Source organism: uncultured Cyclobacterium sp. (assembly GCF_963977555.1).
GTDB lineage: Bacteria > Bacteroidota > Bacteroidia > Cytophagales > Cyclobacteriaceae > Cyclobacterium.
The window spans coordinates 144337-166996 of the sequence record NZ_CAXBPD010000015.1 but is presented as its reverse complement, the minus strand read 5'-3'; the positions used below and the strand labels follow the sequence as shown (position 1 = coordinate 166996).

The window sequence follows — 22660 nt, the reverse complement described above, 5'->3', positions numbered from 1 at the left end:
CCACTCAATTCACCTAAATCTCCTCTTTTTTATTTTCTAAGCAGACCCTACTTAACCTCCTTTAAAGTAGTAATCTGTTTTAATCCATTAGCAATGGCTTCTGAAAGACCACCTTATTTTATTAGGTTGATCCACAGGGGTTACTTCATTTTGAACAACCTAAAAGCGGCTGCACTCCGTTGAGCTTAGGCTATTTTATCTATTTTTGTTTCAGATGAAAGTTTGTATTGCAGAAAAGCCAAGTGTCGCCCGTGAAATAGCGGCTGTTCTAGGAGCTAATCATAGGCATGAGGGGTACTATGAAGGCAACGGATATATCGTTACCTATACTTTTGGGCACTTTTGCACCTTATTGGAGCCGAACGATTACGAACCTCATTGGAAAGGTTGGCACCTTACACACCTTCCGATGCTTCCTGAAAAATTCAAAACTAAAATTGTTAATAATCCGGGAGTCAAGAAGCAATTTGACATTGTAAAAAAGCTATTTGATACAGCTAAACTGGTGATCAACTGTGGTGATGCTGGCCAAGAAGGAGAGTTGATTCAACGATGGGTAATTGAACAAGCGGGGTATAAAGGGGAAGTCAAACGCTTATGGATTTCATCCTTGACCACAGAGGCCATCAAAGAAGGCTTCGACAAATTGCAACCCTCGGCGAAATACGATAATTTGTATTATGCTGGTTATTCCCGAGCAATCGGAGATTGGTTGTTAGGAATGAATGCCACCCGATTATATACGGTTAAACATGGTGGGTACAAACAAGTGCTGTCCATTGGCAGAGTTCAAACGCCTACACTGGCCATGATCGTTAATCGGTTTAAAGAAATTCAAAATTTCCAGCCACAACCCTACTGGGAACTACAAACCCTGTATAGAGAGACTGTATTTAACTGTGAAGAAGGGAAATTTTTAAAGAAAAAAGACGGGGAGACTTTTGCCAATCAGGTCAAAGAAAATGACTTTGAAGTCGTCTCAGTTGCTAAGAAAAAAGGAAAAGAATATGCACCTAAGCTTTTTGACTTGACAGGATTACAGGTGCATTGCAATAATAAGTTTGGCCTCTCTGCCGATGAAACGCTCAAAATCGCACAGAAACTATACGAACAAAAATTAATCACCTACCCTAGAGTTGACACCACTTTTCTACCGAACGACATTTACCCCAAAGCACCAGGAATATTAGAGAAGCTAACGAAATATAGGTCGTTGACTCAACCCATTTTGGGTAAGAAATTAAAAAAGTCTACTAAGGTTTTCAATGACAAAAAAGTAACCGATCACCATGCCATGATTCCTACAGGCATGCAGGATAGTTTACACGACAATCAGCTAAAAGTCTATGATATCATTACCAAGCGTTTCATCGCAGTGTTTTATGACGACTGTACAGTGGACAATACCACCGTATTAGGAAAGGTGGGTACGGTCTCGTTTAAAGCAAGAGGAAAGGTGATTTTAGAAAAAGGCTGGAGGGTTGTTTTTGAAACTGCAGATGGTAAAGAAAAAAAGGAGAAAGACGAGCTCCCGTTTTTTAAAAAAGGGGAAAAAGGGCCACATGAACCTTCTTTCCTAGAGAAAGAAACCAAAGCTCCAAAACAGTATACAGAAGCAACTTTGCTAAGAGGCATGGAGACTGCCGGTAAACAAGTGGACGATGAAGAGATGCGAGACTTAATGAAAGAGAATGGCATAGGTCGCCCTTCTACTCGGGCAAATATCATTGAGACACTGTTCAGGCGACAATACATTGAACGTAATAAGAAGCAAATTTTGCCCACCGAAACTGGAGTGCAATTGATCGATATTATTAAGAATAAATTGCTGACCTCTGCAGAACTTACAGGGCAGTGGGAGAAGCAATTGAAAGAAATAGAAAAAGGGAAATTTCATGCGGGTTCTTTTGTGATGAACATGAAAAAAATGGTGGCGCATTTGGTCTATGAAGTTATACGGGAACAAAGTCATACTAAAATAGCGCATACCACTGAAAACAAGCTTCCTGAGAAAGAAAAATCAGCAACTGCAGTTGTGGGACAGTCCTGTCCAAAATGCAAGAATGGGTCGTTGCTAAAAGGAAATTTGAGTTACGGGTGCAGCGCTTATAAAAAAGGATGTGACTTTTTACTTCCTTTTTCTTTCGAAGGAAAAACTATATCAGAGAATCAATTTTTGAGGTTACTTCAAAAAGGCTCTACTGTCAATTTAAAAGGATTTAAAACGGCGACTGGAGATAAAGAAGGGTTGCTACGTTTCAATGAGGAACTTCAACTCGTTTTGGTAGAAAAGAAAGTAGCCAACTCGGCGGCTTCTAAAAAAACTCCTCCTGTCATTTCATGCCCTCTTTGCAATAAAGGAACCATAATAAGAGGAAAAACAGCCTATGGATGCAGCGCTTATAAAGAAGGGTGTGACTTTAGATACTCTTTTAAAACCCTCCGGGAAAAAGCGAACAAGAAACCGTTGACTGTTGAGCTGGTGACATCTTTATTGAAGGAGAGTGTAGTTGGTTAAACTGTTGAAATAGTATCGAAAAAAAACTGCTGCCTAGACGGTATATCTATCCTATGCCTAGCTTAAAACACCCAAAGAAAACCATAAGGAAATGGTTATGGCATTAAAAAAGACTGCAAACACAGCCAAATATCCATAATTCTCCCAAACTCTTCTTAAAATAAACCCTTCCCAAATATCGGATTCCTGATATTAAATCTATTTTCTTTTGAGTAAAATTTACTCCATGTCTTTGTCCAAATATCTTCGAACTTTTCTTTGCACCTCTTCTGTGAATTCCAATGATTAAATACCCCAGCTGGGTGTAGAATTCTCTACACCCTTTTATTCTTAACCACCTTTTGAAGTCGAAATCTTTTATATGCCATTTGCAATGGCTTCTGAAAGACCTCCTTATCTTAGTAAACAAATGGACAAAATTTTGAATACTGTTTGACTGATATTTGAGACCCCATCCAAATCAATGACATCTTTTTCGGTTACTCGGCCAGTATTCATTTGTAATTGAATCAAGGATAGACTATTTTAGTTATAGGAGAAACTTATCAAATAAAGGATCAGAATACCTGTCGTCAGGTACAGAAAAAGGTTGTATGGCGTAATTAAGATTTAGGAAATTGTTGTGCTGGGGTCTTTCTCTACAATGGCTTTTAAATGCCTTAATAGAATAGGTTTTTGCAGTCAGTACTTTGGACTATGGATTTTGGATGATAAATCTAACTAACCCAGGTTGGGGTTATTTTGGAAAAAGTTAAAATGATGAGAAATTATAGAAAAGCCCTGAGCTAAATTCACCTAATTTACTGTTGAATAACTTTCTGACAATGTAGCGTTTCTTTACCATCCTTTTGAAAACGTTGATTAACCAGAGGGGCATCCATGGATTTGGTAGTTACAAGTATTTAACCCCAGCGGAAAAGTAACATCAGGCCAAAACCTAATGCCTCAAATAAACGATAGAAAGATATCATGCGTTTATTAGAGATTAAATTTAAAAATGATAAAAAATGTTATATTTACTATAGGTTATTTATTACCAGTACAATGAACATAGAGACGAGGAAATACAAAATTATACAAAAAGTAATGCAATCTTCTGATGAGCAATTAGCAAAAATAGAAGAAATGCTAAAGGAAGAATCAGAGCTTGAAGTGAAGTTGGAAAAAGCTATGCAACAAGTTAGGGAAGGCAAGGTAAAACCTCATAGTGAGGTGCGAAAAAGATATGAAAAATGGCTTTAGAAATAGTTTGGTCAGAAGAAGCCGAGAACCAGTTAGACGGAATTGTTGACTATCTGGAAGAAAACTGGACCGAAAAAGAAATAAAGAAATTCTTCAAGCGTTTAGAAGACGCACTAAAACAAATAAGTCAACACCCTCAACGTTTTAAGAAATCTGAAAGGAAAGAAGGAGTAAGAGAGTTCCAATTAAGTCCTCACAATACACTTTTTTATAGCTACAATGCTGAAAGGTTAGAAGTATTACTTTTGTGGCCAAATAAAGATGACCCAGCTAAACTTGATCCATAAACCGTCCCAAAACGCTCTACCCAAACCATAATAGCCAACCCGCCTACAAACGACCGGATTAAAAGTTACGATTGTCATCACTATTAAGCAAAAAGTCATTCCCCTAAAACGGGCGCTTGCTATTATTCTTTTATAGATGTGTCCTGAAGTCCTTAATGTGAATAAAAGACACATTGAATAAAAGATAGTCCTAGGTCTACAAAATCATTGAGTAAGTGGAGATTGCAAATTACCTCTCGGTAGTTTTTTTGGTTATGAAACAGTGTGAAATGGAAAGTGGAAAAGATTTGCCGGATGGATCAGGTGGGAATAAGAGAGGGGTTTACAAATGCCAGAATCTATGCTGAATAAAATGGTTAAATAGCCGTGATTTATTATCAATTCATTCCACTTTTCGATTGCAAAATGGTAGGATAAAAGGGTGTAGCTGCCTACACCCAGTATGCCATATTTTGGCACCTATTTACTTTTAAAATCAGTTATGGTTTTTCCTTTGTATTGGTACACCCCATCAGACCCGAACCAAATACTGCCATCCTTGGCTTCTAAAATCCCAAATAGCATTTTTCTATCTTTGGTATTTAATTCGGTTGCTGCGGGTATTTTATTTAGAAAGGTCTGCGAATAATAAAGAGAAAGTACCCAGGGTCCTTCTTTAGTTTCTGAACTTGTCCAGATATTGCCTTTTTTATCTTCGTAAATGTACCCAATAAAATTCTTGCTGATGTTGGTAAACTCACCCCCACTTTCCCTCAGCGAAGTCGAAGAGTCGTAGCGCCATAGGCCATCATTTCCGCCGAGCCAGATATTTCCTTTTTTATCTTCAATGATAGATCGAACATTGGTAAACGGCTTGTCCTTATGGCTTACAATGGTAAATGTGTTTCCGTCATAAAGATAAGTGTTGCCCCTTGTGGCAAACCAATATTTGCCCGTTTTGTCTTCAATGATAGAATTAACTTCGTTAGGGGGGCGTGAAAAATCCGGAACAGTTTTTCCTGTTTTGTCTTCAACTATGGTGTTTTCGGCCAATATATAATTCTGAAATGATTTTCCATTGTACAGGCTTATGCCCCCATTTGTGCCAAGCCAAATGTTGCCGGCTTTGTCCTCAAAAATGCTGGTAATCTCATTATTCGGAAGCCCTTCTTTGGTTGTGAAATTTTGAAAGGTTTTTCCATCAAAATAATAGGCGCCTGATCCAATACTTCCAAACCACATATTCCCTTTTCGGTCTTCCAAGAGAGAAAAGAAGCGGGCTGAACTCACATTCTTTGTCACATTGAAGAAAGATTCTCCATCATACCGAAACACACCTTCCCAGGTAGCCATCCAAATATTGCCTTTGCCATCTTGCACCATATTACGTACAATAGAATCAGGCGCTTTGGAAGTATTTAAATGGTTACTTTGGAAATTGGATTGAACTTTTGATGGGTCAGTTTTGACTTGATCTTTACATGAGGTGGTAAATATAATTAGCATTAGCCAGGAAAATAATCTTAGTTGTCTTTTCATTTTTTCTTTGTTAAGCACATCCAAACTTATAACTATCCAATGCCAAGATGGTAAATGGAGTGTAAAAAGAATGTAAATCAGGGTAAAATTGATATTTGGCCTGTACTAAACCCGAAATATGTAATATACAATCTATTCCGTGCTGAAATCTCCAAACAGCCTGATTTTCTTGCGATTGCAACACTCATCACAAATCCTATTAAATAATCCGGGTTAAACCTTATATTTGGGTAATGAAAAAACTGATACAACCTGCCGGAATCGGAATGATCACCATGCTTTTTATGATGGTCCTACTGTGGCCATGGAAATCAGATGATTTTGAAGAAAACAGGGAAATTAGGTTGAGGAATGTGGGGCATCAAATCTTGCTTGCCTCAGGGGATAGCACTTCAAGGGTTTTGCCAATCAAAAAAATAAGCGAGAATGAATTCATTCTCGTATTTGAAAACCCTTTCCAATTTGACCCGGACAGTTTAGTTAAAGTCATTCATAAGAGTTTGGGGGAGGGCTTAATAAACAAAGAAGCTGAAGACAAGTATCAGGTGAATGTGATGGAATGCAAGGCCAATCAGATTGTTTACAGTTATCAAATGTCCAATCACAAAGACAAAACGCTCATTCCCTGTCAGGGACGCGTGCAGCCAAAAGATTGCTATAGCATCAAAATCCGGTTTGAACAAAACGCAATAAGGGCATCCAACTTTTCAGTACTGATCATCTTTGGGGTTTTGACTCTTGGATTTTTATTTCTTTTCTATAAAAAGTCAACCAAATCAAATGGGAATAAAAACAAGGACAATAGTCAATTCGTGGAAATTGGAAAGTTTGAACTGTATACCGGTAAACAGCTTTTAAAGATCGAAAATGAAGAAATCCAACTTTCTCAAAAAGAAAATAAGTTGCTTACACTTTTTGCTTTACACCAAAATGAAACCCTTGAGAGAGACCGCTTGCTCAAAGAAATTTGGGAAGATGAGGGTGTATTTGTGAGCAGAAGCCTGGACATGTTTGTCTCCAAACTCCGGAAAAAACTACTGCAAGATCCGAATATTCAACTCAAAAATATTCGAGGTAGGGGTTATATACTGCAGGTAAATTAAAAAACGCCCGAAAACATTTGATACTGTAACCGGTGTTTTAAATTGGTAATTAGGAAGGTTGATATTTCTACAAACTCCTCTGATTGGTAAGACTATTTGCATTTGGGGAAATAGACCTAGATCATTGGTGATTCCGTCCATTTACTATTGCAAATTAAAAATAATAGAAGGGTGTTATGCGAACCCAACTTGCGGAAGGCGTAAACTACACCGAGGGGAGACCTCCAAAAATGCGGTAATAATATAGATATGGACGGCGTTGATCAGCATCCTTCTGGTCAAAGTCATAAAGACAATAGCAAAATTCGGGTGACATCTGTCCAATCTGGTCGCCTATATTTTTGTTAAAATCCAACTGCAAAAATGGCTTGATAAGCCCATTTATGGAACCAAACAAACCACTCCTGAGTGTAGTACATTGGGATCTGTTTTCTCAAGCTACTTAAGAGGTGCCCAATTGCTATTCAAGTACGGACCAAATGATAAATCAAAAACTATTTAAGACAACATTGAACTGGGGTGAAGAGAGATTTAAATAACAATATAAAATGTTATCTTTATCATTATTATGAGAAGAACAGACATAAAACAGGAATTGAGGACATTGATTGAGAATGAGAATGACCTTCATGTTTTAGAGGCGATAAAGACCTTACTTGTTAAGTCCAGCATAAATCCAATCCTTAAAGAAAAACTCGCCTCAAGGGCTTTAAGAGCCGAAGAAGATATAAGGACAGGCAGGGTTTACACAAGGGAAGAGATTGAGAAGAAGCTGGATAACAGGCTAGGTCTATGAGAATAATTTATACCGGCCAATCTTTTGAAAGCTTGAATGAATCCATGCAGTTTTTATTGAAAGTCCAAAAAGTTCCTTTAGAAAGAGCATTGGAAATCAGAAGACAATTATTGGATAAGGCAGGCAGCTTGACCAGCAATCCCTATGTAGGTCAATATGAAGAATATCTGGAGCACCTTGAAATAGGCCATAGAAGGTTATTAGAAGGTAATTTTAAGATAATTTACCGGATAGAGGAAGATTGCATTTACATAACAGATTTTTTTGATACAAGGCAGGATCCTGAAAAGATGAAAGGATAATCTTCCGCACTGATCCACCTCAACTGGGTGTAGAATCGGCTACACCCTTTTATTCCTAACTTACTTTGAAGTCGAAATCTTTTATATACCATTTGCGATGGCTTCTGAAATCCCCCCTTATCTTAGTATGCAAATGGACAAAATTTTGAATACTGTTTGACTGAAATTTGAGAACCCATTAAAATCTCTTTCAGTCACTGGTGTTTTTATTTTTATAAAATTCTTCTACCTTTGATCACGTAAACTTTAGGGGTGCTGGTCTTTGAGACTGGCTGAGATAAAACCCTTTGAACCTGATTCCGGCTAATACCGGCGAAGGGAAAAGTCTTTCTGCATTTGTATCATGTCATTCTTTAGGGAATGGTGATTTTTGTATATACTTTTTCTATAGGGATTTCCCTCTGGTTTACAGCCATTTAATTTTCAAAAATGATAACTGTAAACGTAAATAATACCCGCCATACTTTGCCTTCACAATCTAGCCTTCAGGACTTGTTGACGCAGCTTGATATTTCTGACAAAGGAATTGCTGTTGCCGTTAACAATGAAATTATCTCTAAAAATGAATGGAGCAGTCGTGCTTTGGCAGAAGGTGAAAATGTGCTTGTGATAAGGGCAACACAGGGTGGGTAATATAAAATGAAGGCTGCGGAAGGTTTCTTCTGCAGAAGAAATTATCAAATACAAAAATTATTCTACCTATGAAAAAGGACCAGACGCCAAACCAGCACGTCATTAGTCGTGCACCTTTTCCAAATTCAGAAAAGAGCTATGTGAGTGGAGAATTACATCCCGACATTAAGGTTCCAATGAGAAAAATTTTCCTAAGTGATACTGTGGATAAATTCAACGGAAAAGTAGAGAAGAATGAACCGGTTCTTGTTTATGACACCAGCGGCCCTTATACCGATCCTTCAGTTGAGATTGATGTGCGTAAGGGGCTTATGCCTTTGCGAAACAGTTGGATTTCGAGCAGGGAAGATGTTGAGCAATTAGGGGGGCTTTCTTCTGCCTATGGTAGGGAAAGGGAAGAAAATTCAAATTTGGATGGCTTGCGTTTTAAAAGGAATAGAAAACCTTTAAAGGCGCAACCGGGAAAAAACGTTACCCAGATGCACTATGCACGGAAAGGCATCATTACCCCTGAGATGGAGTTTATCGCCATTCGTGAAAATCAAAAACTGGAAAAAATCAAACAAATTTCAGAACAACACCCTGGGAATAGTTTTGGGGCGAGCATTCCAAAAGCCATTACTCCAGAATTTGTAAGGGAAGAGGTGGCCCGTGGAAGAGCGATTATTCCTTCCAATATCAATCACCCCGAAAATGAGCCTATGATTATTGGCCGTAATTTCCTGGTAAAGATCAATGCCAACATTGGAAATTCAGCGGTATCTTCTTCTATTGAGGAAGAAGTGGAGAAAGCGGTATGGGCCTGTCGTTGGGGCGCAGATACAATTATGGATCTTTCCACCGGAAAGAATATCCATGAAACCCGGGAGTGGATTTTAAGAAATTCTCCCGTACCTATTGGAACAGTACCTATTTATCAGGCACTAGAAAAAGTAAATGGAAAAGCAGAAGAGCTTACCTGGGAGATTTTTAGGGATACCCTCATTGAGCAGGCTGAGCAGGGAGTGGATTATTTTACCATTCATGCCGGGGTCCGTTTGGCCTATGTTCCGCATACTGCCAAAAGGGTTACCGGACTGGTCTCCCGTGGAGGTTCCATAATGGCAAAATGGTGCCTGGCCCATCACAAAGAAAGCTTTCTTTATACGCACTTTGAGGAAATTTGTGAAATTATGAAGGCTTATGACGTTTCTTTTTCTCTTGGAGATGGCCTACGTCCCGGGAGTATTGCAGATGCCAATGACTATGCGCAATTCGCAGAGCTTGAAACTTTAGGAGAACTCACCAAGATTGCATGGAAACATGATGTACAGTGTATAATTGAAGGGCCAGGACATATCCCAATGCATATGATCAAGGAAAATATGGATAAGCAACTGGAAGTATGCGGGGAAGCTCCTTTTTACACTTTAGGGCCATTGACCACAGATATTGCACCCGGATACGATCACATCACTAGTGGGATTGGTGCCGCTATGATCGGCTGGTATGGATGTGCAATGCTTTGCTATGTGACACCCAAAGAACATTTAGGTTTACCTAACCGAGACGATGTTAAAGAAGGTGTGATTACTTATAAGATCGCGGCACATGCAGCCGATCTGGCAAAAGGTCATCCCGGAGCACAGCATAGGGATGATGCTTTGAGTAAAGCGAGATTTGAATTCCGATGGGAAGATCAATTTAATCTTGCACTTGATCCAGATACTGCTAGGGCTTACCATGATGAGACTTTACCTTCTGATAATGCCAAAGTAGCACATTTCTGTTCTATGTGCGGTCCCAATTTCTGCTCCATGAAGATTACTCAAGATGTACGGAAATTTGCGGAAGAAAATGGAATGGATACTGAAGAAGCGATCGAAGAAGGCATGAAAAAGAAATCGCAAGAATTCAAGGATAAAGGAAGCCAGGTTTATCTTTAACAGCGATTTAAATGCTTGTCCTCATCACATTGGAAAAAAACAACGATAGTGAAAAGGAACAGCTCACTCAAATTTTTGAGAGTGGGCTGTCACTTTTACATGTTCGCAAACCCGAAATATCGGAAGAAGAATTGCGTTCTTGGTTGTCTGGATTTGAAGAATGTTGCCTTCGGAAAATGGTACTCCATCAACATCATCGTTTAGCTGCGTCTTTTCCTGTTAAGGGGATTCATTTGACAGAACATTTAAGAAGTAAAAATAAAGAGCTGGTTCAGTATATAGAGCGGTACAAATTAGGAGGTTTTACTGTGAGTTCCTCGTTTCACGATCCTGAAAAGATAAAAAATGAAGCTTCATTATTTGATTATAGTTTTTTGAGTCCGGTTTTTACTTCTATTTCTAAAGACGGATATGAAGGGCAGGGATTTGATGTAAAAAATTTGCCTTTCAAAACAATCGCCTTAGGTGGAATTAAAGCAGAGAAAATTTCCAAAGCCAAGGAACTGGGATACGATGGCGTAGCAATATTAGGGGCCATATGGCAGAGTGAAAATAAGGAAGGAGCTTTTACAGAAATTTTTAATGAGTACAACAATGTTTTCCAATAACAGGCCATTTGTATTGAGTATCGCAGGATTCGACCCATCAGGAGGAGCCGGATTACTTGGGGATATTAAGACCATTGAAAGTTTAGGCTGTTATGGATTGGCAGTAAATACTGCCAACACTGTTCAATCAGACCTGCAATTCTGTGCTTGTCATTGGACTTCCGAAGATATCATCCTCCACCAGCTAAAGCTATTGCTCGATAGTTTTCCTGTGGAAATGGTAAAAATCGGGATCATTGAAAATAGACAGCTTTTAATTACTGTCATCGATGAATTGTTGCTGAGAAACAAAGACACCAAGATTATTTGGGATCCGGTGTTGAAATCTAGTAGCGGATTTCCTTTTCAGCAGTTGGATGCTTTTCAGGCGGATGTGGATTTTATTTTGGAGAAGATATTTTTGGTGACCCCAAATTTTGACGAACTACAATGGTTTAATCCCGAGGGTACTGTTGAAGAAAGTATTAGCATGCTAAGCAGTAAAACCAATCTGCTCTTGAAAGGTGGACACTGTAAAGAAAAAATTGGACTTGATGAACTGTTTACTACAGCGGGGAAACACTTCACATTTCCACCAACCCGAACTGACTGTTCAGAGAAACATGGCAGCGGCTGTGTGCTGTCATCTGCAGTTACGGCTTTTTTGGCATTAGGTCATCCGCTTCCTGAAGCCTGCCAAAAGGCAAAAAATTATACAGAAAAGTTATTGGCATCAAACAAAACTTTACTAGGCTATCACAAATTATGATTTCGAACTTACACTATATATCACAAGGAGAAACGCCTGAAGAACACCTGAGAAATATTCACCGAATTTGTTTGGCAGGTGCGGATTGGGTACAACTGCGGCTCAAAGATGAAACTTTAAAGACGGTTCTTGATACTGCAAGATCAGCAAAAGAGATATGCGATCTTTTTAAAGTGAAACTGATCATTAACGATTATCCGGAAGTGGCAAAAGAAGTAGATGCGCACGGTATACATTTGGGCAAAAAAGACTGCTGCCCATGGGAGGCCAGAGCACTTCTGGGAACAAACAAGATCATTGGTGGCACTGCTAATACGCTGGAGGACTGTGAAGCTTTATGCGATAAACAGGTGGATTATATAGGTCTTGGCCCTTTTCGGTTTACCACAACTAAGAAGGATTTGAGTCCGGTATTGGGAGCAGAAGGTTACAGAAAGCTTTTGAGCAGCTTTCACAGCGGTGGAAAGTCAATTCCGGTTATTGCTATAGGAGGCATTACTGCATCTGACGTCTCCATATTGGTAGAAAGCGGAGTCCATGGCCTGGCTATTTCAGGAGGGCTAACCTCATTGGAAGACCCGGAAAAATTGCTTAAGGAAATTCAATATCAATTTTCAGGAAAAAAATTATGAGCAAAACAGATCAATTAATAATAGCAGATAAAAGTTTTTCTTCCCGATTATTCACAGGAACAGGAAAATTCAGTTCTCAACAAGTAATGCAACAAGCGATTTTGGCTACGGAAAGTGAGCTGGTGACAATGGCTTTGAAAAGAGTCGATCCAGGCAATGATGATGATCAAATGATCACAGCGCTGAAAGGTTCCAATATTAGTCTGCTTCCCAACACCTCAGGAGTAAGAAATGCAAAAGAAGCAGTCTTTGCCGCTAAAATGGCAAGAGAAGCACTGGAAACGAATTGGGTGAAAGTGGAAATTCATCCCGATCCTAAATATTTACTTCCGGATGCTGTAGAGACTTTGAAGGCCTGCAAAGAACTTGTTGATCTAGGATTTGTGGTGATGCCTTACATCCATGCGGACCCGGTATTGTGCAAGCGACTTGAAGAAGTGGGGGCACAATGTGTGATGCCTTTAGGAGCACCTATTGGTAGCAATAAAGGATTGAAGACCCGGGACTTTCTAGAAATCATTATTGAACAAAGCAATGTGCCGGTGATAATAGATGCCGGGATAGGTAGCCCGTCCCAAGCCACACAGGCCATGGAGCTTGGGGCCGACGCCGTGCTTGTCAACACCGCCATCGCAGTTTCTCCGAACCCGATAGAAGTAGCAACAGCTTTTAATCTAGCGGTAAAAGCGGGAAGAATGGCCTTTAAAGCGCAACTAGCCCCACAAAGAAACCAAGCCGAAGCAAGTAGCCCATTAACACGATTTCTATATGAGTAGTTTTAAAAATACATTAGACCGGTATTCATGGGATGAGGTACTGGCTAGTATCTTATCAAAAAATGAGGGAGATGTCCGGTTTGCCTTACAGAATCCTAAGTGTGGTTTGGAGGATTTTAAAGCATTGATCTCCCCTGCAGCCAAACCATTTCTCGAACAGATGGCCCGGCAAAGCAAAGAAATTACCAAAAAACGATTTGGTAATACCATGCAAATGTACGCGCCGATGTATTTAAGCAACGAGTGCCAGAATATCTGTACCTATTGTGGTTTTAGCATGACAAATAAAATACCTAGAAAAACGCTCACCGATACTGAAATAATCAAAGAAGCGGAATTTTTAAAATCCAAGGGCTACGACCACATCCTGCTGGTAACCGGTGAAGCCAATAAAACAGTAGGAGTGGACTATATAAGCAATGCGGTACAGATTCTAAGACCATATTTTTCTAATATCACGATTGAAATTCAGCCATTGGAGCAGGATGAATATGAAAGATTAATTGAGGACGGACTCTATGCCACCCTGGTGTATCAGGAAACCTACCATCGAGAAACCTATAAAATGCATCATCCAAAAGGTAAAAAGGCTAATTTCGATTATCGTTTGGATACAGCAGACCGTTTAGGTAGGGCCGGAATCCATAAGATCGGAATAGGGGCATTATTTGGACTGGAAGACTGGAGAGCGGACAGCTTCTTTACCGCCCTTCATTTAAAATATTTACAAAAGACTTATTGGAAAACCAGGTATTCTATTTCATTTCCACGCCTACGTCCGTTTAGTGGAGGCCTGGAACCAAAAGTAGCAATGACTGATTCAGATTTGCTGCAGCTGATTTGCGCCTATCGCTTAATGGATGAAGACGTGGAGCTTTCCATTTCCACCCGGGAAAGTGAAACCTTCAGGGACCATATTGTTCATTTGGGAATCACTTCAATGAGTGCTGAATCAAAAACCAATCCGGGAGGGTATGTGGTAGAACCGGAATCTCTGGAGCAATTCCAAATTTCAGATGAACGGAGCACAGCGCACATTGCCAAAATGCTTTCAGAGAGTGGCCTGGAACCTGTATGGAAAGATTGGGATAAAAGCTGGTAACAATGCTGAAAGGGAAAGTAGGTTCGATATTACATATTGGAGACATTCCTATACCTATTTTGAAATTGAAGTGTAGAATTAATGAATAGAAGCCTCCACGATTTACACCTTAACCAGCGCTTGTGAACCTACTGAACTATCATAGCCCCCCTTTTCTTAGGGAATGTTACAGTTATAGATTGAAAAGCAATTCAACTTCCTTTTCTCAGCAGTTGGAGTTTATAGAAAGTAAGAAAATCTTGCTCTTCACCTATAAAATCGTCATTTCTGAGCGCGTAGAAGGGCTTATCTAAGTTTTCAATATTTAAAATATAGCCAATTTTATAGGGGACGATGATTTCATTGGAAAGGGTAGCATCTTGAGCTATGATTTTAAACACCTGGTTTTGAAAGTCTTTGTATTTAGGGTAGTTTTCTCGAAGCTTTAATTCATTTTGAATAAAAATGTCTTCCTCAATACCTTCCTCATAAAAAACCACCGTCTCATTTTCTGTCACAAAAAGTTGCTTTATCTTTCCATCAAGCATTTTAAAATGGGATATGTATTGGTTTTTTTCTGGATGTTCTCCATTGTCTAAAAATTTAGAAGGCTTAAAATCAACAGTACTTAAGTAGGTTTCCCCATCTGTTAAGTCGTAAATATGAATCAATGGCTCATTGCTTAGAGCCAGGTGAAGTTTATTCCGGGATATACCAAATTGGATTATAGGTCTATCAAAGTATTTGTTGGTGGAATACCTTGAGGTATTTGGTATCTTAATTAATGGTACTGATCCTCCTGTTTTTGGGTCAATTTTTTCTAAAAGAAAGTTGTCCCGGATAAAATGTGGACCATAAGGGTTGGCATCATCTCTGCCTGGATAAAAACTGATCAGTGAATCATTATAATATTCTAGATTTTTAATAAAGCCACCTCCATCCTGTGATTGGCTAAGAAATGAAAGCTTTATTTCTTGCTTCAAAGTTAAATTCGTATTTAACTCATACAGCCAGCCCATAAAACTAGCCGCAAAAACGCTTCCATCCTCTGTGTATTTTAGTTGGGTGGGATATTCAACTTTTTCCGGTCCATCTTTTGGATAAGAAATTTCATAATTGATCTTACCACTAGAGTCAAACGCAATCAGTTTATTTTCTTCAAAATTATAAATCACGCCTTTCCCATTTCTAAAATCTCCACCATCAACAGTCCCTAAATAGTCTACTTGAATGGAATCCAAGATTAGGAGTTCCCATTCGTTGGAAAAAGCCTCTACATCTGAAACCTTCTTTTCAGAACATGCAATTTGGGATACAAAGAGAATTATTATTGCCAAAAACGTAAATCTCATTTTCTTACCAGTTGAAGTTTATAAAATGTAAGATAATCTTGCTCTTCACCTATAAAATCGTCATTTCGGAGGGCGTAGAAAGGCTTTTCTACGGTTTCGATATTCAGAATTAATTTGATTTTTGAAGGTATAATCAATTCGTTGGACCAGCCTTGTCCATGCCTGTAGATTTTGAGATAATTTTTAAGAAATTCAGGATAGCGATGGGAATTCTCTCTTTCAATGAGCTCATTATTCACAAAGGTATCTCCATCGATCCCACCATGATAGCTAACAATGAGATGCTCCGGATCAGAATAAACGCCTCTAATTCCAGCTTCATACATTTTAATTTTTTCTAGATAGGTTACTGGCGTATTCTGTCCGGGGATCAATTTAAAATCACTTGGATTCATGTCAATGCTTCTTTTCCAAATAATGCTATCTCCCATAGCATAGACATGTAAACGGGGTTCATTGGAAAAGGTAAGGTACAAACTGTCACTTTCTATGATGAAATTAATGTCAGGCCGATCAAAGAAAGCATCACTACTATATTGCGATGCTTGAGGGGTCCTTACTACCGGTTTGGAAGTTTTTGTTTTAAGATCATATAATTCCAAAAAAGGGTAGTCTCTATAAAAGTGGTCAATGTATGGGCTGATACCGTTTCGCCCCGGATACCAAAACAGTAATTTCTCATTCCAGACAGCGATATTTCTTCGATTATAGGCACCTCCTCTGGCTTCACCCATAAAAGGCATTTTCAAGCGCTCCTTTATATTAAGATTGGCATCGAAATGATACAGATCACTAAATGAAGTCGTCCCAAAATATTCTCCCTTATGTTCAATCAAAGTTTCTAAAAACATAACAGATTCCGGACCTTCTTGAGGGAATTCTTTATTCACTAGAATATTTCCTAATGAGTCAAATTTTATCAAACCATTATTGGAGCTAGTTTTAATAAGCCCTATTCCATTAGAAAAAATACCTTCTCTTACCTTAGCTAAGTAGTCTACCTGAATAGAATCCAAAATTACGAGTTCCCATTCATTGGAATCAGAACTACTGTTGGAGGTTTTATTTCCATCAGTGCAAGCATAGACCGACACCAATAGCAAAATCAAGATATTACGTACTTTGATCATTTGGGATTAAGTTTATTTTATAAAGGCTTAACGTTTTTTCCTCCCCTTTTGCATCAGGTAATCTTTTGGTCAATACCCTGAAACCCTTTTCTTATTCTATTGTAAACTATGAATTTAATAAAAATAAAATTTATGGACGAATTTTATAAGATTTTTTAAATTGAGGCTTCTACCTATTTTTGGGTGACGTCATTACCGTAGTAAGTGACAACGTTCGAGTATTAAGGAGAGGTAAGAAAAAAGACCTTTAGGAATAACAAGTGGCAGATACAGAAACACCAGCCGCTAGGGTGAATCAAATACATAAATAAATCGTTATCTTTAGAATGAGAAAATTGAATTTAATGAAAGGTATAAATTACGTGACCGATGAGAATGACAGGAAAGTGGCTGTCCAGATAGACCTGAAAAAACACGGGAATATGTGGGAGGATTTTTATGACAATCTGGTAGCAGAGCAAAGGAAAAACGAGGAAAAAATACCACTGACTGAATTGATCAGTTCCTTGAAAGAAGAAGGAAAGCTGGATGAATTAGTATGAGATAACTGTCAGCAAGTCGGCTGCAAAAGAACTATTCAAATTGCCCAAACAGGTCAATTTTAAACTTATCAAGAATGGCTCTGTCAGAGGACCCGAGGCCGGTAAGTGCCAAAAAGCTTCGGGGCGGGTCTGGCAACTGGCGTATCAGGGTAGGTGATTATACGGTGGTATACTCCGTTGACGATGAAATACTGGTGGTGGATGTCAGAAAAGTCGGGCACCGAAAGGATATTTATGATTGATCAACCAAGGATTACTAAGGAGCGTCTTGGTTTAGAATCGTCTAAAATTTTGAACAGTGTCTGATGAAATTGAAGGATCATTCAAATCAACCATTCCTTGGTTATTTAATCGGGCAGTACTCATTTGTAATTCCTACGAGAATAAGCCCTGGGGGAAGCACCGAGATTAATCCGTTCATTAGAAACTTCTTTTATACTTTTATAAACCCAGATCCAGCCGAACAAAGGCCAACTCATCCCTGATATTTAAGTAAAGCCAAATCTTGCCATCCTTAAAAAATGGCTTTTGCGGTATGGGATTAGAAAAAAGCTTCCCAATGCCATCCGGAACTTCAGTTTCTTTGATTACTTCAAAGGAATTATTAAGAATACTGATAAATACTTTGTGTTCATTCATTTCGGGTAGGCCTTCGTCGTTCATTTTTGGTAGGCCTATAGTAGAAATTCTGACATACTTTTCAGTAGTGGCCTCTGTCATTAAAGGTAAAAAGGTGACCTCTTTCCCTATCTCTATTTTCCGAATTGTGAATTCTTCTCGTGAATTGACATCTTTGGTATAGGTGCCTACTTTTTCTGATGCGGTTAGTGTTGGTAGACAGGCATAATATTTCAAGTTTTGCTCGACTAAATCATAAACCGCTATTTTGCTGAACACGGGATTAGTGATGACGAGTTTATTTCCTAATTGAACAATTTCTGTGTTTTGGGGAGAAATGGATGCACCTCTTCCTTGCTGATATCTTACGGTAAAATCTTCTGCCTTCTCAAATCCATTTAGTTTTACTTTCCTTAAAAGATCTGTTTCTTCATTTACAATAGCAAAAAATATTTCTCCGGTATCATGATTCTGAACCAAGCCAAACATTGTTTTATAGTCTTTTGAAGGGATAATTTTAGAGGTAAATTGTTCTCTTTTTAATAATTGTTCTCCTTCAAAATTACGCCCAATTAATAGGTACTTTTTCAGTTTTTGTTTATCAAAGTTGAAAATACTTGTGGAATAATGACTCGTCAAAATCAAATTGTTGTTAACATCTGAGCTTACTGCATAAACGTAATCACCAAATCCATTAGGCCCTTCCACATCAAAAATCATCTTTTCTTCATAGGCCAATTTTTCCAAATTTATCCTTTCCAAATAGGGACTAGTGCCACCGGAAATAAACAGGTATTTTTTATCATGGCTAATACCTGACTGATAAATCCCCCATTTCAGGTTAATAATATCATCGCCAGTAGCTATCATGACCGTATCAACAGTTATGTCTAAGCCATCAACTCCATTAAACGTAGAAGAAGATTGATTGCAGGAATACAATAGAAGAATTCCCACCCATAAATAGCCAAAATGTTTCATGACTCTAATTTGACCTAATCTTTCTAATAATCAAATTCTTAGGACTAAAATTTCAGTTAAAGGTTTTGAGGGTTTAATTTGAGTAGGGTGGGTGGTAAAGAATTTACCAATCTCTCTCGATATATGATTTAAATTCAAATTTTTTCTGTGGCTAATAGATTTTCCTAGCTGCTTTACAAGTGGTGATTTGAAATTGTTATTGTCTTGTTTTATAATGTAATAGAATTACATTATATTAGTTGAAGTAAGAATGATCACTTCAAAAAGGGGAATTTGAAAAAGCGATTTATCATAGGTAGTATGGGAATGGCAATTTTATTGATGACCTTCGGTTCTTATGGATCTTTTAATCCTTTGGATGTTGGTTTTTATACCTCAATTGGGGCTTCCACAGTATGGTTCTTTTTGAGCTATTATAGTTTTAAATGGTTGAAAAACTAAAAGTAGATTTAATCTTGTTTTTATCTTTGCTAGGAAGAAAAACATCAACTTTAGAATTACCTGAAAGAAATTTTTTTTCAATTGAGATAAAGTAGAACATCGAAAATGGCAGATTTCTCCATTAAGCATAGTATCTTCTAAAGCCATTATAGAAAAAAATGATTGTTTGGGCGTACGTTATTGAATAGTGGTGATTACTTTTTTTTGAACTAATATTTATAGTAGCTTTACCTAAAATAACTACCTATGGATGCTACTTATGATGCTGTGGTTGTTGGGTCAGGGCCAAATGGACTATCAGCAGCAATTGTTTTACAAAAACATGGATTAAAAGTTCTTCTAATTGAGGGAAAAGATACCATTGGTGGTGGCATGCGGACCATGGAGCTTACCCTTCCCGGTTTTAAACACGATGTTTGTTCGGCCATACATCCTATGGCAGCAGCAGCCCCGTTTTTTAAAACCTTGCCTCTTGAAAAGTACGGTCTTGAATATATCCATCCTAAAATCTTGGCAGGACATCCCTTGCCGGATGGTACGGTAGCTTCTTTGCATCGGTCCTTAAGTGAAACGGCAGATCATTTGGGTAGAGATAAGAAAACGTATACAGATTTGTTAAAGCCCCTTGTTGCGAATTGGGAGGGCTTGTCCTCCGATTTTTTGTCTCCACTTAAAATCCCCGAAAATCCAATTAAACTTGCTCGGTTTGGCTTGAGTGCCTTGCAACCGGCTACGATGCTTGCCAAAAAATTTAAAGAGACCAAAACAAAAGCCTTATGGGCCGGTATGGCAGCCCATGGGATACAGCCCTTGACTAATGTTACTACCTCAGCAATTGGAATGGTGCTCATGGCTGCGGGTCATCAGGCCGGCTGGCCCATGCTTAAGGGCGGTTCACAATCTCTTGCCAATGCTTTGGCCGACTATTTTGAGTCCTTAGGAGGTAAAATTGAAAAGGGCAAGATGATTACTGATTTTGGTCAAATCCCCAATGCTAAAATGGTAATGTTTGACCTGAGCCCTAAAAACCTGTTGAAAATTGCCGGAGGAAAATTTTCCAGTTTATACCGCTGGCAGTTGAATCGTTATCGGTATGGGATGGGTGTGTTTAAAATGGACTTTGCACTTTCTCAACCCATACCCTGGAAGTCAAAAATGCTAAATGGAGCAGGTACGGTTCATCTTGGAGGGACACTTGAAGATATTTCAAAATCCGAAAGGTTGACTTGGGATGGGAAGTATACGGATAACCCGTACGTACTTTTGGCCCAACAAAGCCTATTTGATAAAACACGTTCTCCGGAAGGGCTTTATACAGGGTGGGCTTATTGTCATGTACCATCAGGTTCTGAAGTTGATATGACTGAAGTGATTGAGAACCAAATTGAGAAATATGCGCCGGGCTTTAAAGAAACCATCATAGGCAAGCACACTTTCAATACCAAAGAGATAGAAGATTATAATCCCAATTACATTGGAGGAGACATCAATGCGGGTGTTCAGGATTGGTCTCAATTGTTTACCAGACCAGCTGTAAGGATATCTCCTTATAGGACTTCAAGCAAAAACATTTACATTTGCTCTGCATCTACCCCTCCCGGAGGAGGAGTCCATGGAATGGGGGGATTTTATGCGGCCAACAGAGCCATTAAAGATTTGTTTTAAGTTTAATTGAGCCTTTAAACTTTTTGTTAGATTATATTATGTACAACTTCATAAAAAAATATAAAAGAACATTAGCGTTTTACCTAACAGTGATACTACTTTTTGTATCATTGGGTTTTGCTAAATTTGTTCGTGAACCCTATCCAAGCCTTAATATGCCTGCCTTTTCAGGAAGTGGGATAATAGGAGGGATATTAGCAACGAAATACTTTGAAATTGTCTATCTAAACAACGATGAAGAAGTTTGGAAGGGTGATTTAAAAAAGATATTTAAACCAAAAAATTTAATCCGATATAACAGTAACATGAAATTTGTTTTCTTCAACCAAGCAAGTGCAAATACCTCTCAACCTAGAAAAGAGACGAGAAGATTAATATCCCGCATTCCGGGGGGATATAAAATCCGTGAAGTAATTAAAAAGTGGACAACAAATGATTTGATTGGGGGGGCGGATGTGGTAGTACCTAAATATATGTACGAAAATAGGCCTTTTGAATCTGATAAAATAACGGGTTTTATTATCAAAGAATACAAAGATTATTACGACTTAGTAGAAGGCTTTCAGAAAAGAGAATTAGTAAAAAACAAAGAATTTACATTTGATAATGATACTATCAATTAACGAGAAAATTACAAATTGGCTTGAAAATACCTGGGCACCAAATTTTTTTCAATTGGGGTTATCAAGAATATTATTTTGCTTAGGATACCTTATTATTGGCTTGCCTGAATTCATAGAAATATCTAATTTTAAATTATTGTTTTTTGACCCACCATTAGGGCTTTCTTTATTTCTAGGTCCAATAATTTCTAGTGATTTTTGGTGGTTTTTTGATCTGATTGTAAGAATAGCCTTTATCTGTCTATTTGTTGGTTTCCGCACAAAATGGTCATCAATTATTTTTAGTTTACTTTTGCTTTTTGGATTTACCTATCTTTATAGTTATGGAAAAATTGATCATAATATTTTCCCTATAATTTTCCCAATGTTTATGGCTTTTACCAATTGGGGGGGAGCTTTATCAATAGATTCCTTAAAAAATAACAAAACCAATTTGAGCCCCAAAGGATGGCCATTGACCTTCTTTTCTTTTTTACTCGGTTGGGGATATTTTACTGCAGGCCTGCCTAAATTAATGGGAGGATGGTTAGATCCTTCTTACTCAACTACAGCAGGTTATATTTTAAGAAAGTTTCACTCAGGACAAGAGCCTTTATACTTGAATGAAATGTTTGTTAAAATAAATAATTTATTTATTTATAAAATGTTAGATTACGGTGCTTTAGTTTTTGAAATTGGTTTTATATTTACTATTTTTTGTTCTGCTTTATTTTTGAGATCCATAGGTATTGCCGCTTTATTTCACCTAGGTGTTTTATTGACTCTAAACATAGCGTTTACAACCCATGTTTTAGTTTTTTTTCCCTATATCATGTACTTTTATTTTAATAACAGTACTGAGCTTTCAGATATATATCAACAATTTTTCAATAAAAATAAAATAGTGTTTATCGGGATTTTTTCAATTTTCGGCGGATTTATTCTACTTGATTTCAATCCTTTACCATTTCAAATTCATCCTCACATTGTTTTATTTATAACTTGTATCCTATCTATACTGATGCTACTGCCAAAGCCTGTCCATTTGTATTTTAAGAACGAGGAGACTTAATTAACAAAGCAATGTGTACCTTTGGTAGTAATAAATGTTAAAGTAATTCTAAAGAAAGTAGTGCTCTGCATATCCCATTGAGATTTCA

At 38.0% G+C, this 22660-nt stretch carries 24 protein-coding genes and 1 riboswitch; of the genes, 20 read left to right on the top strand and 4 right to left on the bottom strand.

From position 1 onward, the window contains the following. From AAC073_RS18010 to AAC073_RS17995, 4 genes are all read left to right on the top strand, one after another. Positions 1-183: hypothetical protein (locus AAC073_RS18010; protein WP_339925194.1), on the top strand; the 183-nt coding region annotated here is incomplete at its 5' end. Positions 184-214: 31 nt separating this feature from the next. Beyond that, on the top strand, positions 215-2518 hold the full coding sequence (locus AAC073_RS18005) for a DNA topoisomerase 3 (protein ID WP_339925193.1): 2304 nt from the start codon (positions 215-217) through the stop codon (positions 2516-2518). 969 nt (positions 2519-3487) lie between these two features. Further along, positions 3488-3760, top strand: a complete 273-nt coding sequence (locus tag AAC073_RS18000; RefSeq protein WP_339925192.1) for a hypothetical protein — start codon at positions 3488-3490, stop codon at positions 3758-3760. After that, on the top strand, positions 3751-4047 hold the full coding sequence (locus tag AAC073_RS17995; protein WP_339925191.1) for a type II toxin-antitoxin system RelE/ParE family toxin: 297 nt from the start codon (positions 3751-3753) through the stop codon (positions 4045-4047). Before AAC073_RS18000 ends, AAC073_RS17995 begins: the two co-directional genes overlap by 10 nt. A gap of 459 nt (positions 4048-4506) precedes the next feature. On the opposite strand, the gene AAC073_RS17990 is transcribed toward AAC073_RS17995, so the two are convergent. Further along, positions 4507-5565, bottom strand: a complete 1059-nt coding sequence (locus tag AAC073_RS17990; RefSeq protein WP_339925190.1) for a two-component regulator propeller domain-containing protein — start codon at positions 5563-5565, stop codon at positions 4507-4509. Positions 5566-5798: 233 nt separating this feature from the next. On the opposite strand from AAC073_RS17990, the gene AAC073_RS17985 reads away from it, so the two are divergent. From AAC073_RS17985 to thiH, 10 genes are all read left to right on the top strand, one after another. After that, positions 5799-6668 (top strand): winged helix-turn-helix domain-containing protein, encoded by an 870-nt coding sequence (locus AAC073_RS17985; protein ID WP_339925189.1) that lies wholly within the window; start codon positions 5799-5801, stop codon positions 6666-6668. Positions 6669-7236: 568 nt separating this feature from the next. Then, complete coding sequence (locus AAC073_RS17980; RefSeq protein WP_339925188.1) at positions 7237-7464, top strand: hypothetical protein; 228 nt, start codon at positions 7237-7239, stop codon at positions 7462-7464. After that, positions 7461-7766 (top strand): hypothetical protein, encoded by a 306-nt coding sequence (locus AAC073_RS17975; protein WP_339925187.1) that lies wholly within the window; start codon positions 7461-7463, stop codon positions 7764-7766. The genes AAC073_RS17980 and AAC073_RS17975 overlap by 4 nt, the downstream gene beginning before the upstream one ends. A gap of 238 nt (positions 7767-8004) precedes the next feature. Then, a riboswitch (TPP riboswitch) is annotated at positions 8005-8104 on the top strand. A gap of 91 nt (positions 8105-8195) precedes the next feature. Next, positions 8196-8399: a sulfur carrier protein ThiS gene (gene thiS, locus AAC073_RS17970; protein WP_339925186.1), complete on the top strand. Its 204-nt coding sequence runs from the start codon at positions 8196-8198 to the stop codon at positions 8397-8399. Positions 8400-8467: 68 nt separating this feature from the next. After that, positions 8468-10324 carry a phosphomethylpyrimidine synthase ThiC gene (gene thiC, locus AAC073_RS17965; RefSeq protein ID WP_339925185.1) on the top strand — a complete coding sequence of 619 codons (1857 nt, stop codon included), beginning with the start codon at positions 8468-8470 and terminating at the stop codon, positions 10322-10324. A gap of 11 nt (positions 10325-10335) precedes the next feature. Continuing rightward, a complete protein-coding gene (locus tag AAC073_RS17960; protein WP_339925184.1) occupies positions 10336-10932 on the top strand; it encodes a thiamine phosphate synthase in 597 nt (198 codons plus the stop codon). Next, on the top strand, positions 10907-11680 hold the full coding sequence (locus AAC073_RS17955) for a hydroxymethylpyrimidine/phosphomethylpyrimidine kinase (protein WP_339925183.1): 774 nt from the start codon (positions 10907-10909) through the stop codon (positions 11678-11680). The genes AAC073_RS17960 and AAC073_RS17955 overlap by 26 nt, the downstream gene beginning before the upstream one ends. Next, positions 11677-12312, top strand: a complete 636-nt coding sequence (gene thiE / locus AAC073_RS17950) for a thiamine phosphate synthase (RefSeq protein WP_339925182.1) — start codon at positions 11677-11679, stop codon at positions 12310-12312. The genes AAC073_RS17955 and thiE overlap by 4 nt, the downstream gene beginning before the upstream one ends. Beyond that, the gene (locus AAC073_RS17945) at positions 12309-13088 is read left to right on the top strand and encodes a thiazole synthase (protein WP_339925181.1); all 780 of its coding nucleotides are present in this window, start codon (positions 12309-12311) and stop codon (positions 13086-13088) included. The genes thiE and AAC073_RS17945 overlap by 4 nt, the downstream gene beginning before the upstream one ends. Further along, positions 13081-14190: a 2-iminoacetate synthase ThiH gene (gene thiH, locus AAC073_RS17940; RefSeq protein ID WP_339925180.1), complete on the top strand. Its 1110-nt coding sequence runs from the start codon at positions 13081-13083 to the stop codon at positions 14188-14190. The genes AAC073_RS17945 and thiH overlap by 8 nt, the downstream gene beginning before the upstream one ends. Before the next feature lie 191 nt (positions 14191-14381). Here thiH and AAC073_RS17935 read toward each other — a convergent pair whose 3' ends face one another. Beyond that, positions 14382-15521 (bottom strand): hypothetical protein, encoded by a 1140-nt coding sequence (locus AAC073_RS17935; RefSeq protein ID WP_339925179.1) that lies wholly within the window; start codon positions 15519-15521, stop codon positions 14382-14384. Next, a complete protein-coding gene (locus AAC073_RS17930; protein WP_339925178.1) occupies positions 15518-16651 on the bottom strand; it encodes a hypothetical protein in 1134 nt (377 codons plus the stop codon). The genes AAC073_RS17935 and AAC073_RS17930 overlap by 4 nt, the downstream gene beginning before the upstream one ends. A 344-nt stretch (positions 16652-16995) precedes the next feature. On the opposite strand from AAC073_RS17930, the gene AAC073_RS17925 reads away from it, so the two are divergent. Continuing rightward, complete coding sequence (locus tag AAC073_RS17925) at positions 16996-17193, top strand: hypothetical protein (protein WP_339925177.1); 198 nt, start codon at positions 16996-16998, stop codon at positions 17191-17193. 74 nt (positions 17194-17267) lie between these two features. Then, on the top strand, positions 17268-17435 hold the full coding sequence (locus AAC073_RS17920) for a type II toxin-antitoxin system RelE/ParE family toxin (RefSeq protein ID WP_339925176.1): 168 nt from the start codon (positions 17268-17270) through the stop codon (positions 17433-17435). A gap of 199 nt (positions 17436-17634) precedes the next feature. Here AAC073_RS17920 and AAC073_RS17915 read toward each other — a convergent pair whose 3' ends face one another. After that, on the bottom strand, positions 17635-18792 hold the full coding sequence (locus tag AAC073_RS17915) for a DUF4221 family protein (RefSeq protein WP_339925175.1): 1158 nt from the start codon (positions 18790-18792) through the stop codon (positions 17635-17637). A gap of 273 nt (positions 18793-19065) precedes the next feature. Between AAC073_RS17915 and AAC073_RS17910 the strand changes: the two genes are divergently transcribed. From AAC073_RS17910 to AAC073_RS17895, 4 genes are all read left to right on the top strand, one after another. Then, on the top strand, positions 19066-19233 hold the full coding sequence (locus AAC073_RS17910; RefSeq protein WP_339925174.1) for a hypothetical protein: 168 nt from the start codon (positions 19066-19068) through the stop codon (positions 19231-19233). A gap of 246 nt (positions 19234-19479) precedes the next feature. Further along, positions 19480-20898, top strand: coding sequence for an NAD(P)/FAD-dependent oxidoreductase (locus tag AAC073_RS17905; RefSeq protein WP_339925173.1), 1419 nt, complete (start codon positions 19480-19482; stop codon positions 20896-20898). A 38-nt stretch (positions 20899-20936) separates the two neighbouring features. Next, a complete protein-coding gene (locus tag AAC073_RS17900; RefSeq protein ID WP_339925172.1) occupies positions 20937-21521 on the top strand; it encodes a hypothetical protein in 585 nt (194 codons plus the stop codon). After that, positions 21505-22572 (top strand): restriction endonuclease subunit S, encoded by a 1068-nt coding sequence (locus AAC073_RS17895; protein ID WP_339925171.1) that lies wholly within the window; start codon positions 21505-21507, stop codon positions 22570-22572. Before AAC073_RS17900 ends, AAC073_RS17895 begins: the two co-directional genes overlap by 17 nt. The last annotated feature ends 88 nt before the right edge of the window (positions 22573-22660 follow it).